Raw genomic sequence first — 13,424 nt, forward strand, 5'->3', positions numbered from 1 at the left:
GCCGACAGCCACGCTATCCTAACGATCCAGGGCGACAGGGCGCATTTGCCGCGCTGCAGCGACTGAGAGGTTCTTTTGGCAATGGCGAAGGCGCGCAGGTTGATCGGGACGGTGGCGATCGCGGCGATGCTCGTCGGGGCGGCGGCTCCTGCGGCGGCGCGGCCCTGGGGCTATTACCCGCATCGTCATTGGCATCGCGGCGGCGGCGATGGTTTGGGCAATTTCCTGCTCGGCGCGATCGTGGCCGGCGGCGTGATCGCTGCCGTCTCTTCGGCCAACAGGAACAAGGTCGCCGGCCAGGCCGAGCGCGGCTATGACGACGTGCCGCCGCCGGGCGGCCCCTATGCGGACGATGGCCGCGGAGACGCGCCGCGCACCGAAGAGGATGTTGCCGTCGATGCCTGCGCCGATGCGGCCGGCGCACAGGCGGCCACCCGGTACGATCGCGACGCGCGCGTCGACGACATCACCTATTCCGGCCGCGACGGCCAGGGCTGGCGCGTCGAGGGCAATGTCGGCACCGGTTACAAGGGCCAGATCCGCCATCACTTCGTCTGCGGCGTACGCTCCGCACGAGTCAATTTCATCCAGTTCGTCGATCAGTCCACCGAGCGCTGATCGACGAGGGCCGGGTCGCCCGCGCCGTTCCCTGTCTGGCGGCGGGCGGCCCGGCTTTCATAAGCTGGACAAGCGGCGGGCGGGCTTTTATCGGCTGCCCATGACAGTCCAGCCCAACGAATCTATCCTCATCGTCGATTTCGGCAGCCAGGTGACGCAGCTCATCGCGCGCCGCGTGCGCGAGGCCGGCGTTTACAGCGAGATCGCTCCGTTCAATGCCGCCGAGGCAGCATTCGATCGGCTGAAGCCCCGGGGCATCATCCTCTCCGGAGGCCCCGCCTCGGTGGCCGAGGCCGGCTCGCCCCGTGCGCCGCAGCATTTCTTCGAGGCGGGCATTCCCATCCTCGGCATCTGCTATGGCCAGCAGACCATGTGCCAGCAACTCGGCGGCTCGGTCGCTCCGTCCAGCGACGGGCGCGAGTTCGGCCGCGCCTTCGTCGAGGTCAAGGCGCGCTCCGCCCTGTTCGACGGGCTCTGGAAAGAGGGCGAGCGCCATCAAGTGTGGATGAGCCACGGCGATAAGGTGGATGCGCTGCCATCGGGCTTCGCGCCGATCGCGGTGTCGGAGGGAGCGCCCTTCGCCGTCACTTCGGACGAGAAGCGGCGCTTCTACGGCGTGCAGTTCCACCCCGAGGTGGTCCACACGCCCGACGGCGGCAAGCTGATCGCCAATTTCGCGCGCCATGTCTGCGGCCTGCGCGGCGACTGGACGATGGCCGAGTTCCGCGAAACCAAGATCGCCGAGATCCGCGAGCAGGTCGGCTCCTCGCGCGTCATCTGTGGCCTCTCCGGAGGCGTCGATTCCGCGGTTGCCGCCGTGCTGATCCATGAGGCGATCGGCGACCAGCTGACCTGCGTGTTCGTCGATCACGGGCTGATGCGCATGGGCGAGGCGGATCAGGTGGTGAGCCTGTTCCGCGAGCATTACGGAATCCCGCTCGTTCACGTGAATGCCGAGACGCTGTTCCTGAACGGCCTTGCCGGCGTCACCGACCCCGAGGCCAAGCGCAAGTTCATCGGCAAGACCTTCATCGATGTGTTCGAGGCGGAGGCGCGCAAGATCGGCGGCGCCGATTTCCTGGCCCAGGGCACCCTCTATCCCGACGTGATCGAGAGCGTCAGCTTCACCGGCGGCCCCTCCGTCACGATCAAGAGCCACCATAATGTCGGCGGTTTGCCCGAGCGGATGAACATGAAGCTCGTGGAGCCGCTGCGCGAGCTGTTCAAGGACGAAGTTCGCGCTCTCGGCCGCGAACTCGGCCTGCCCGAGATATTCGTCGGACGCCACCCTTTCCCGGGTCCGGGCCTGGCCATCCGCATTCCGGGGGAGGTGACCAAGGCGCGCTGCGACATATTGCGCAAGGCCGACGCCATCTATCTCGAGGAGATCCGCAACGCGGGCCTTTACGATGCGATCTGGCAGGCCTTCGCCGTACTCCTGCCGGTCCGTACCGTCGGCGTGATGGGCGACGGGCGCACCTATGATTCCGTCTGCGCGCTACGTGCGGTCACCTCGACGGACGGCATGACTGCCGACGTCTATCCCTTCGATGCCGCATTCCTGAGCCGTGTCGCGACGCGGATCGTGAATGAGGTGAAGGGCATCAACCGCGTCACCTACGACTATACGAGCAAACCGCCGGGCACGATCGAGTGGGAGTAAACCGGAAATAGCGGACGCGCGGGGCGCGTTCGCCCGGTTTACTCGGCGCCGCAAGGCGCCGCGGGACCGGAAATAGCGGATGCGCGGGGCGCGTTCGCCCGGTTTACTCGGCGCCGCAAGGCGCCGCGGGACCGGAAATAGCAGATGCGCGGGGGTCTTCTCCGCGACGACGGAAATTCACGCGCCATGATAGTCGCGGTACCAGGAGACGAAGGCCGGCACGCCGACGTCGATCGTGGTGGTGGGCGCGAAGCCGAGATCGCGCTGGATGGCGCTGATGTCGGCATAGGTTGCCGGCACGTCGCCGGGCTGGATCGGCTGATAGTCGCGCAGCGCCTCGCGTCCGCAGGCGGTCTCGATCAGGCTGATGACCTTGGTCAACTCCTCGGATCGATGGTTGCCTATATTGTAGAGCCGGTGCGGGGCACGACTGCCGCCCGCCTTTTCTGCGCCGTCGTCGGGCGGCGGATTGTCGAGGGCGGCGACGACCCCGGTCACGATATCCTCGATATAGGTGAAATCGCGCTGCATCCGCCCGTGGTTGAAAACCGGAATGGGCTGGCCGGCAAGGATCGCCTTGGTGAAGATCCACATCGCCATGTCGGGCCGTCCCCAAGGCCCGTAGACGGTGAAGAAGCGCAGACCGGTCAGCGGCATGCGGTAGAGATGGGCATAGGTCTCGCTCATCAGCTCGTCCGCCTTCTTGGTGGCGGCGTAGAGCGAGAGGGGATGGTCCACCCGGTCCTCGACGCGGAAGGGCAGCGTCTCGTTGCCGCCATAGACGGAGGAGGAGGAGGCATAGACCATCGGCACGCCTTTGCGCGCACGCGCTACCTCCAGCATGTTGACGTGGCCGACCAGATTGGCCTGCACATAGGCGCGCGGATTTTCGAGCGAGTAGCGCACGCCTGCCTGCGCGCCGAGATGGACGATGCCGGTGATGTCGGCATCCGTCAGCGCCGCGTCCAGCGCCACATGATTGGAAAAGTCGACCTGCGCGAAGCGGAACAGATCGCCATAGCGCTCGCGTAACCGTGCGAGCCGGTCCTGCTTCAGAGCGACGCTGTAATAGTCGTTGAGACTGTCGATGCCGATCACGGCATCGCCGCGGGCCATCAACCGCTCGGCGACATGAGACCCGATGAAGCCCGCCGCACCCGTTATCAAAATCGCCATCGATCCGCCCATTGCCCTGTTCAGTGCCGCTCCTCTAATCGAAGGAGGTTAAGGCTTCATCGTGATTCCGGCGTGCGGCGGGATCGTGGCTTTCGGGAAGGGTGCCGATGGACGCGTGGCTGCCGACCCGGCGCCAAAAATTCAATGTTGAAATCCATCGAATAAAATCCGCTGCTAGGGGGCAGGAGTGGGACAGGCATACGGGGTTATTTCCGCGTGATCAGATTGCGTGCGTCGACGGCAATGATACTGCTGGCCGGCGCGATACCGGCCGCGCTTCAGGCGCAGGGGGGAGCAGAAGGACAGCGATCGTCCGCGCACAAGCCGTCGACGGACTATGAGGATGAGGATACCATCGTCGTCAACGGCGCGGGGCAGAAGCTGCCCGGATCGGTGATCGGCGATATCCCGCCCGAGGTGACGATCGGGCAGGCCGAAATCCGCTCCTACGGCGTCAGCACGATCACGGATCTGCTCAACGAACTGTCGCCCGAGACCGAAAGCGGCCGGGGGCGGGGCGGGGAATCCCCCGTCGTGCTGTTGAATGGCAAGCGCATCTCCAGCCTGTCCGAAATTCGCGACATCCCGACCGAGGCGATCATGCGCGTCGAGATCCTGCCGGAGGAGGTGGCGCTCAAATATGGATATCCGGCGAACCAGAAGGTGGTGAACGTCGTGCTCCGCCGCCGCTTCCGCGCGCTGACCGGGGAGTTCAACGGCACCACCACGACCGACGGCGGCGGGGAGACGGGCAAGGCCGATGCCAGCCTGCTGCGCATCCGCGGCGACAACCGCTTTACCCTGGACCTCAACTATCAGGCGAGCGCGCGGCTGCTCGAAAGCCAGCGTGACATCGCGGATCAAGGCCGCTCGCCCTATGCCTATGCCGGCAACGTCACCGGTGCCGGAGGTGGTGCGATCGATCCGGCGCTCAGCGCGCTCGTTGGAGGGGCGCCCAGCATTGCCGGCGTGCCGAACACCATGCCGACGCTCGCCGATTTTGCGGCCACCGCTGGCCGGGTCGATATGAGCGACATCACCCGTGCGCGCACGCTCAGCCCGGCCAGCGACCAGTTCTCGGCTAATGCGGTGCTCGCCCGCACCATCTTCGGCAATGTCTCGGCCACGATCAACGGCAGCTTCGGCGCCAGCGGCAGCACGGCGTTGCGCGGTCCCGCAAGCACGTTGCTGACCGTACCGGCGGGCGATCCCTTCTCGCCCTTCTCGAACGACGTCCTGCTCAATCGATATCTGGACGGTACCGCGCTGCGCCAGCATGTAGCCGGCGAGACGGCGCATCTTGGCTTCACGCTCAACGGCGATCTCGCGAAATGGCGCTGGACGGTCACGGGCAATTACGATTTCAGCGATACCCGCACGACTACGCAGCGTGGCGTCGACGTCTCCGCCATCCAGGATCAGCTCGATGCGCTCAGCCTGACGCTGAACCCCTTCGGCGCGTTGCCGTCGAACCTGATCGGCATGCTGCCGGCGGACAAGGCCCATGCCACGTCGAACACCGGCAACATCCAGGCCGTGCTAATGGGCAAGCTGGCTTCGGTGCCGGCCGGCGATCTCTCGACCTCGATCAAGTTCGGCAACGAGGCGAGCTGGTTCGACACGCGTTCGACGAGGTCGGGCACGGTCAACCTGTCGCGCAACGATGCCAACGCGCAGATCAACCTTGACCTGCCGATCACCAGCCGGCGCAACAATTTCCTCGCCGCGATCGGCGACCTCTCGGCAAATTTCAACGGCGCGATCGATCGTGTCTCGGATTTCGGCACGCTCACCACGATCGGCTACGGCGTCACCTGGAAGCCGCGCACGAACCTCACCCTCATCTGGTCGGTGACGCACGACCAGGGCGCGCCGACGGTGCAGCAACTCGGCAACCCGCAGGTCGAGACGTTCGACGTGCGCGTATTCGATTATGTGCGCGGGCAAACGGCCAGCGTCACCCAGATCGATGGCGGCAATGCGTCGCTGAAGCATGACGATCGGCGCATCACCAAGCTCGGCTTTACCTTCAAGCCGTTCAAATCCACCGATCTCAGCTTCACCGCCAACTATATTCGCAGCCGCATCCGCAACGCGATCGCCTCGCTGCCGGCGCCGACTGCGCAGATCGAGGCGGCATTCCCCGATCATTTCATCCGCGACGATGAGGGCAATCTCGTCACCATCGACAATCGGCCGGTCAATTTCGCGCGCGAGGATCGCGAGCAGCTGCGCTGGGGCTTCAATTTCTCGAAGCGATTGAAGACCAGCCAGAAGGTGATCGACGCTTTCCGGGCGCTGCGCGAATCCGGCGCATTGCAGTTCCCCCGGCGCGATGGCGCGGAAGGTGGACCACCCGGCGGCGAAGCCAATCGCAATTTCGGCGCGGGCGGCTCCGGTTCAGGCGGCAGCGGCACGGCAGGCGGCGGCCAGGGCGGTGCAAATGCCGGCGGGGGGCCGGGCGGCGGAGGCCCGGGCGGAGGCGGTGGCTTTGGCGGCGGGCGCGGCGGCTTCGGCGGGCGCGGTGGCGGTGGGGGCGGCGCGCTGCAATTCGCCGTCTATCACACCTGGCTGTTCCGCGACGACATGCTGGTGCGCGAAGGCGTGCCGGTGATCGATCTGTTGAACGGTGGCGCCACCGGCAATTCGGGCGGCGCGCCGCGCCACAAGGTGGAGGTGCAGGCAGGCTATTCCAACAACGGCCTCGGCGCGCGACTGAGCGTGAACTGGCAGAGTGGCACGACCGTCACCGGCGGCACCGGCAGCAGCGCGCTCGGCGATCTGCGTTTCTCCTCGCTCGGCACGGCCAATTTGCGGCTCTTCGCCAATCTCGGTCAGATACCCTCGCTGATGAAGAATCGCTGGGCGCGGGGCATGCGGGTGACGCTGTCGGTCACCAACCTCACCAACCAGCGCATTCGCGTGCGCGACGCCTCTGGCGAGACGCCGCTCAGCTACCAGCCCGACTATCTGGATCCGCTTGGCCGGCAGATCCGCCTGTCGATCCGCAAGCTGCTGTTCTGACCTGCTCAGCCTTTCAGGCTGGCCGGGTCATAGTGGTAGAGCCAGGTCTCGCTGAGCGTCCGGTCGCCCAGCTTCAGATAGAGACGCATGTCCACCGGCCCGGGGCCGGCGGGTGCGAAATCGAATTGCGCGCGCCAGTGGCCGGCGACGCCGTCCGGCACGGCCTCGGTGAACACGTCGGAGAAGCTCCCGGCCGATGAGGAGAGCACCGCCTCCGGCAGGGTGCCAAAGGGCAGACCTGCCAGTGTCTGGCCGTAAAATTCGACCACGAACTTCTCCCGGCCCTTTGGCCGCGGCTGCCCCGGCTGGCCGCCGCGCCCGATCCGCGTCGCGACGCAGGTTGCGATGTTCGGCGGGAAGGGATCGTTCGCCGTCCAGTGGAGCCGATAGCGCAGATGATAGCTCGATCCCGCCCGCGCCGGCGCCTTGGGCACCCACGCCAGCACGATATTGTCGTTGATCTCGTCGTCGGTCGGGATCTCGATCAGCTGGACGGAGCCTTCGCCCCAATCCTCGAGCGGCTCGACCCAGAGGCTCGGCCGGTTCTCGTAGCGCACGCCATCCTGATAATGATCGAACAGCCGGTCGCGCTGCATCAGCCCGAAGCCGCGCGGATGGGTGTCGCCGAAGGCGGACGCGGTGGTCGCCGGCGGATTGACCAGCGGCCGCCAGATGCGCTCGCCGCCTCCGGTCCAGAGCGCGAGACCATCCGAATCATGGACCTCCGGCCGCCAGTCGATCGCGGTCTGCTTCACCGTCTCGGAGAACCAGTACATGGAGGTGAGCGGCGCGAGGCCAAGCCGTTCGACCGCACGGCGCAGGAAAATGTGCGCCTCCACGTCCGTGACCACCGCCTTGTCGCGACGCATGGTGAAGCGATAGGCGCCGCTGATGCTCGGCCCCTCGAGGAAGGCGTGGACGACGACGGTGTCGCTGCCGTCCGCCGGCGGCTCGAAATAAAAGCGGGTGAAAGCCGGAAACTCCTCCGGGCGGTCGGGCACGGCGACGTCGATCGCGATGCCGCGCGCGGAGAGGCCATATTGGTAGAGCTCGCCGATCGCACGAAAATAGGAGGCGCCGAGAAAGGCGACCCAGTCGTTGCGGCGCCAGTCCAGCGCCTTCTGGTCGCCGTGCCGGCTTTCCTGGAAACGGAAGCCGGCAAAGCCCGCATTCGTCGGCAGCGCGTGCGCGGGGCTGTTCGCGGGCATGGAGAAATAGCTGCTGTCGTAGACGATCTCGCGCGCGCTGGCGCCCGCGCCTGCGCCGCTGAGCGCGTACATCCGTACCGGCGTGCGGAAGAAGCGGCCGAGCGTGAAGAATGTGACCGGGAACTGGCCGGGGCCATCGCGATAGAGCGCGTGATCGGTATCGAACTGGATATGGCCGAGCGCGGCATAGTCGATCCGGTCGAGCAGCGCGTCGGGCAGTGCCGCGTGGGGCGCCGCATAGGGCTTGCCGGCCGCGGCGCGCGCTTCGGCGATCAGTGTGTCGAAAGAGAAAGGCGCCGGCTTGCCATAGCGCAGGCCGCCGCCGCGGGCGGCTTCGGCGATGCCGCCGAGCGAGGCGGCGGCGAAGGTGGCGCTGGAAAGAGCGAGGAAGGTTCGGCGGTTCTGCATAGGTCTCCGTCGGCGGTTCGGGCGTCGGGGGCGGCCCCTTGCGCTGCACAAATGCGCGGGGGTGGTGAAGCCTCCGCGCGCCCTTGTCGAGCGGGGACACGGCAGTCGACACCGCAAATCTCGCCCACATGGCGCAAAAGAAGGGCCAGATTGCCGAATGCGCCTACCGGCGACATAGATGGGGGAGCGGCAAACCGGAAGAATCGGCGCCGCGGTCCGGCGTGAGCCGAGGGAGAGAGATATGGGCCTGCTGGAGACCGTGACCTGCGTCGACACGCCGTCCTGCCGCTTCGAGCTGGCGCAGGCGGAATGGCCGAAACCTGTCGAGCTCGCCTGGACGGCGCCGCAGCCGGTGCTCTCGATGATGTTCATGCCTCGCTCCTATCGCCAGGAGGGCCGCTTCGCCGGTTCGCGCGGATCGGGTTATGCCGAGATCGGACGCACCTTCATCCTGCCGCCGGACCGTGAGCTGCTCGGCCGCGGCACCGGCGGGCGGATCAAGGCGGCGCGCTGCATCTTCGATCGGCGGCTGTACCAGGAGCTGCTGTCGCCGGCCGAGGAGTTCACCGATGCCGAGCTGTGTCGCGCCCTGGACGTAGGCAACGTCGCGATCGGCGCGCTGATGCGGCGGTTGATCCAGGAGGCGCAGCATCCCGGATTCGGCGGCCAGATCGTAATCGATTCGATCGCTTCGCTGCTGCTGGTCGAATGCGCGCGGCAGATTTTTCGCGCCATTCCGTCGGATCTGGCCAATGATCGCCACGTCATGGAGCCCCGCCATCTGCGCATGATCGAGGAATATCTGGACGCGGTGGAGGCGGGTATGCCGCAGCCCGCCGACCTGGCCCGGCTGTGCGGCTACAGCACCCATTATTTCGCCAAGCTGTTCCGCCAGACGACGGGCCAGAGCCTCGGGCGTTATCTCATCGAATGGCGGCTGCTGCGGGCGCAGCAGCTGCTGGCGGAGGGCGATCTGCCGCTCAAGGAAATCGCGTGGCGCCTCGGTTTTTCGAGCGCGGCGAACTTCTCCACCGCCTTTCGGCACGAGACCGGACAGACGCCTGGACGTTTCCGGTTTCTGCGCCGGTCCGAATCAGGCAGCGGCGCGGCCGGGCGGCTACACTGATTTGCCGCGCTTTCCGCCCATGCTCGGCGAGCGGGCAGACACATCGCGTGGCATAATTGCAACGACGTGCAATTTTAACGGTTATTATTGCAACGTGGTGCAGTTTTTTTGAGTCAGTAAATCATTTTGATAGGATGATGACGGACCCAGTCCGGTTGACGTAGGGGCATGTCATCGTCCATCGGAACCATGTTGGGGGGGAGACATGCGTGTCGAACACATGGCCCCGAGCAATTCGAGGTTCGCATGGTGGATGGTTTCAATCCAGACTATCTCTTCGTCTTCATGCTGGCGGCCTTCCTGGGCTTCCAGCTTATTAAGCGTGTTTCGCCGCTGTTGCATTCGCCGCTGATGTCTCTCACCAACGCCATTGCGGCGGTGGTGATCGTCGGCGCCATCACGATCACGGGTGAGGAAGGTGCGACGCCGCTGGCCAAGACGCTCGGCTTCGTCGCCGTGCTCGCCGCGACGATCAACCTGGTCTCGGGCTTCCTGATCACCGATCGCATGCTCAAGATGTTCAAGCGGAAGGACGGCTGAGATGGAACAGCTCATCGTCCAGCTCTCTCTGATCGCCACTTGCGCGCTGTTCATCCTGGCGCTGATGTGGATGAGCCATCCATCGACCGCGCGCCGAGGCGTGCGCGCCGGCGAGATCGGCATGGTGATCGCGATCATCGGCACGCTCGTCCATCATGAGATCGTCGATTACAACCTGATCCTCATCGCGATGGCGATCGGCACGGTCGTCGGCGTACCCATGGCCTATCTGATGCCGATGACCGCGATTCCGCAGCGGACCGCGATCAGCCACGCCTTCGGCGCGCTTGCCGTCGGCCTGATCGGCGCCGCCGAATATTATAAATATGCGCACGTCGCGGCGCCGGGCAGCTTCGTCTTCTGGGCGCTGATGCTCGAGATGCTGCTCGGTTTCCTCACCTGCACGGCCAGCGTCATCGCCTTCGCCAAGCTTCAGGAGATCATGCCGACCCGACCCATCATCTTCGGCGGGCAGCGGGTGGTGAATGCGCTGATCGCGGCGGCGGCGCTCGGCGTTGCGATCACGCTGATCTTCGCGCCGACCAACACGGCCCTGTTTCCACTCTTCGTCGGCCTGGCGCTGCTGTTCGGCATCCTGCTGGTGATCCCCATCGGCGGCGCGGACATGCCGACCGTGATCGCGCTGCTCAACAGCTATGCCGGCCTTGCGGCCAGCGCGATGGGTTTCGCGCTCGGCAACAAGCTGCTGATCGTGGCGGGCGCGCTGGACGGCGCGTCTGGCTTCATTCTCGCGGTGATCATGTGCCGCGCGATGAACCGTTCCTTCGCCAATGTGATGTTCGGCGGCTTCGGAACGCTCGCGGCAGGCTCCGCCGGCGGCAAGGACGATCGCCCGGTCCGTTCGGCCTCGGCCGAGGAAGCGGCGATGGTGCTGGAGAATGCGGACAGCGTCGTGATCATCCCCGGTTACGGCATGGCCGTCGCCCAGGCGCAGCACAAGGTGAGCGAGCTCTATCAGGCGCTGACCAAGAAGAAGGTCGACGTGAAGTTCGCGATCCATCCGGTCGCAGGCCGCATGCCCGGCCATATGAACGTGCTGCTGGCCGAAGCGAACGTGCCCTATGAGCAGCTCGTCGAGCTGGAGGACATCAATCCCGAGCTGCCGCAGACCGACGTGGCGCTGATCATCGGCGCCAACGACACGGTGAACCCCTCGGCGCGCGACGATCCGAAGAGCCTGATCGCGGGCATGCCGATCATCGAGGCGGACAAGGCCAAGACGGTGTTCGTGATCAAGCGCAGCATGAATGCGGGCTTCGCCGGCATCGACAATCCGATTTACTATAATCAGAATACCCAGATGCTGTTCGGCGATGCCAAGGCGGTGACTGCGGACATGGTGAAGGAGCTCGCCGGCGGCGGAGGCCACTGAGCCCGCGCCGCAGGCACAAGCTCCGCTATTTCCATCGAAGCGGCTCTCGCCTCGCGCGGGGGCCGTTTTTTTGCACCCAATCGCGGTGCCGGCAAATCGCCGAGGCCGGAGCAGCGGAGCAATCGCCTGCGATCCCGGCTTCGCGTGGAGGTAGCGCGCCGCTCCCTCTACGATAGGGGATACCATGACCGGTCGCAGGCCCGCAGGCGGATGCGGCCCTGATGGGCTTGCCGGCCATCATAGCCTACCAATGAGGCTCCACAGGCGCGTGGCGGTCTCTGCGTCGGGGTCCGGCTGGCCAAGGGCGCATCGGGGGTACGGGCAGCCGCAGGCCGATCATCGGCGCCACAAGGATATACTGCGGTCTGCGGCGTGGCCGAAAGCTTGAAAAGGGCGGGATCAGGGCCGCTTCCCTGCACGCTTCCCAAGCGAAGCGGCAGGAAAATGGTCGGGGAGAGAGGATTCGAACCTCCGGCCCCTGCCTCCCGAAGACAGTGCTCTACCAGGCTGAGCTACTCCCCGACGGAGTCCGGTCTGAAGTGGCCTCGGGAGCCGACCGGTTGAGCCAAGAGCGGCGCCTATAGCCGTGGCTTCCGCGCCGTTCAAGCACCTTTCTTCAGCTTCTTGCAGCCAACATTTCGGCGACCTCGACGAACTTCTCGCGCGGCGCGCCATCGCGGGCGCGCGCATTCTCCGCGGCTTCGATCTTCTGCCATTCCTCGAAGCTCACCTGGTCCACGCCCCGCTCGCCGAGCAACGCGTCCAGGCCGGCGCCACCCTTCTTGCCGGGCGTTGGCGCGGGCTGATCGGCGGCGATCGTCTCGGCGATCATGAAGCCGTCCGGCCGATTGGTGCCGATCGTGCCGGTCGGGCCGCGCCGCGCCCAGCCGACGCAATAGAGATTGTCTGCTATTCGCCCGTCGGTGTTCGCGAATCGGCCGGCGCGCTCGTCATAGGGCACGTCGGGAATCGGCGGCGTGCGATAGCCGATACAGGAGACGACCATGCCGCAGTCTATGGCGTAGATCTCGCCCGTGCCCTCGGCATTGCCCTCCGCGGTGAGATGCGTCCGCTCGACGATCAGACGCTCGACCTTGCCGTCGCCCTCCACGCGCAGCGGCTTGGCGAAGAAATCGAAGATCACCTCCACCTCCGCCGCGCGCGGATGGGCGGCAAAATCGCGCAGATGGTTGACCGACTTGCGCTGGCCCGGCTCCAGTGCGGCATCCGCTTCTATCGGCGGCAGGTCAGCGGGGTCGACGAACGGTGCGGCCCGGGTGAGATGGCCGAGCTCGCCCAACTCCTTGGGTGTCATCTGGATCTGGTGCGGACCGCGCCGGCCGACGAAGGTCACGCGCTTCACCGCGCTCTTTCCCAGCGCGTCGAAGGCGTGTTTGACGATGTCCGATCCGGTGAATTCCTCGGGTGTCTTGGCGAGGATCCGGCCGACATCCAGCGCCACGTTGCCGTTGCCGATCACCGTGACGTCGCGGATGTCGAGCGGCGGATCGAGATGGGTGAATTCCGGATGGCCATTATACCAGCCGACGAATGCCGCCGATCCGATCACGCCCGGCAGATCGTCGCCGGGGATGCCGAGCGGCCTGTCTGCCGGAGCGCCGGTTGCCAGGATGACTGCATCGTACAGCTCCTTGAGCTCCGCGATCGAGACATGCTCGCCGACCGAGACATTACCGGCGAAGCGGACATTGTTGCTGAGGGAGACCGCCTCGTAGCGCCGCGAGACGGCCTTGATCGATTGATGGTCCGGCGCGACGCCGAAGCGGATCAGGCCGTAGGGAACCGGAAGCCGGTCGATGATATCGATGGCGACGTCGCCGCCGAACTGCTTCTGGCAGGCTTCCGCGGTATAATAGCCCGCGGGGCCCGAACCGATTACGGCGATCTGGCGCATGCCGGTTGCTCTCCTCTGCTTTTGGCACGGATGCTAGACCCGCGGCCCGGGAGGGCAAGCCGGCATTTGGCGAAACATTGTCTGCGGCCGTGCATTGATGGCCACGGAGGCATAGCATGGCCAAGGAACTGCATAAGGGCGACGCGGTACGCTGGAAGAGCCATGGCGGTACCGCCGAGGGCAAGGTGGTCCGCAAGCAGACCCGCCCGATGACGATCAAGGGCCACAAGGTGGCCGCATCGAAGGACAATCCCGAATATATCGTCGAGACTGGCGACGGCAAACGAGCGGCGCACAAGGCTAAGGCGCTCAGGAAGGCCTGACGCCGCGCGAACAGATTCTGGCAGATCATC

At 65.8% G+C, this 13,424-nt stretch carries 10 protein-coding genes and 1 tRNA gene; 7 read left to right on the forward strand and 4 right to left on the reverse strand.

All coding sequences use genetic code 11. The annotated features are described in order from the left end of the window. The first annotated feature begins 81 nt into the window (after positions 1-81). Complete coding sequence (locus GQY20_RS03960) at positions 82-618, forward strand: hypothetical protein (protein ID WP_157215703.1); 537 nt, start codon at positions 82-84, stop codon at positions 616-618. A 100-nt stretch (positions 619-718) separates the two neighbouring features. Continuing rightward, complete coding sequence (guaA, locus tag GQY20_RS03965) at positions 719-2,281, forward strand: glutamine-hydrolyzing GMP synthase (RefSeq protein ID WP_157215704.1); 1,563 nt, start codon at positions 719-721, stop codon at positions 2,279-2,281. Between the two features lie 177 nt (positions 2,282-2,458). Here guaA and GQY20_RS03970 read toward each other — a convergent pair whose 3' ends face one another. Beyond that, a complete protein-coding gene (locus GQY20_RS03970) occupies positions 2,459-3,457 on the reverse strand; it encodes an NAD-dependent epimerase/dehydratase family protein (protein WP_157215705.1) in 999 nt (332 codons plus the stop codon). Between the two features lie 216 nt (positions 3,458-3,673). On the opposite strand from GQY20_RS03970, the gene GQY20_RS31915 reads away from it, so the two are divergent. Then, on the forward strand, positions 3,674-6,481 hold the full coding sequence (locus tag GQY20_RS31915; protein ID WP_332836075.1) for a TonB-dependent receptor: 2,808 nt from the start codon (positions 3,674-3,676) through the stop codon (positions 6,479-6,481). 5 nt (positions 6,482-6,486) lie between these two features. Here GQY20_RS31915 and GQY20_RS03980 read toward each other — a convergent pair whose 3' ends face one another. Then, positions 6,487-8,097, reverse strand: coding sequence for a glucan biosynthesis protein (locus tag GQY20_RS03980; protein WP_157215706.1), 1,611 nt, complete (start codon positions 8,095-8,097; stop codon positions 6,487-6,489). Between the two features lie 241 nt (positions 8,098-8,338). Here GQY20_RS03980 and GQY20_RS03985 point away from each other — a divergent pair, with 241 nt between their 5' ends. From GQY20_RS03985 to GQY20_RS03995, 3 genes are all read left to right on the forward strand, one after another. After that, a complete protein-coding gene (locus GQY20_RS03985; protein ID WP_157215707.1) occupies positions 8,339-9,223 on the forward strand; it encodes a helix-turn-helix domain-containing protein in 885 nt (294 codons plus the stop codon). 246 nt (positions 9,224-9,469) lie between these two features. Continuing rightward, a complete protein-coding gene (locus GQY20_RS03990; protein ID WP_232475874.1) occupies positions 9,470-9,763 on the forward strand; it encodes an NAD(P) transhydrogenase subunit alpha in 294 nt (97 codons plus the stop codon). Position 9,764: 1 nt separating this feature from the next. Continuing rightward, on the forward strand, positions 9,765-11,156 hold the full coding sequence (locus tag GQY20_RS03995; protein ID WP_157215708.1) for an NAD(P)(+) transhydrogenase (Re/Si-specific) subunit beta: 1,392 nt from the start codon (positions 9,765-9,767) through the stop codon (positions 11,154-11,156). Between the two features lie 445 nt (positions 11,157-11,601). Here GQY20_RS03995 and GQY20_RS04000 read toward each other — a convergent pair. Both GQY20_RS04000 and GQY20_RS04005 read right to left on the reverse strand, forming a co-directional pair. After that, positions 11,602-11,678, reverse strand: a tRNA-Pro gene (locus tag GQY20_RS04000). A gap of 94 nt (positions 11,679-11,772) precedes the next feature. Then, positions 11,773-13,071 carry an FAD-dependent oxidoreductase gene (locus GQY20_RS04005; RefSeq protein WP_157215709.1) on the reverse strand — a complete coding sequence of 433 codons (1,299 nt, stop codon included), beginning with the start codon at positions 13,069-13,071 and terminating at the stop codon, positions 11,773-11,775. Positions 13,072-13,187: 116 nt separating this feature from the next. Here GQY20_RS04005 and GQY20_RS04010 point away from each other — a divergent pair, with 116 nt between their 5' ends. Continuing rightward, positions 13,188-13,394: a hypervirulence associated TUDOR domain-containing protein gene (locus tag GQY20_RS04010; RefSeq protein WP_157215710.1), complete on the forward strand. Its 207-nt coding sequence runs from the start codon at positions 13,188-13,190 to the stop codon at positions 13,392-13,394. Positions 13,395-13,424: the final 30 nt, after the last annotated feature.

The sequence above is a fragment of the Flavisphingomonas formosensis genome, from assembly GCF_009755815.1.
GTDB classification, from domain to species: domain Bacteria; phylum Pseudomonadota; class Alphaproteobacteria; order Sphingomonadales; family Sphingomonadaceae; genus Flavisphingomonas; species Flavisphingomonas formosensis.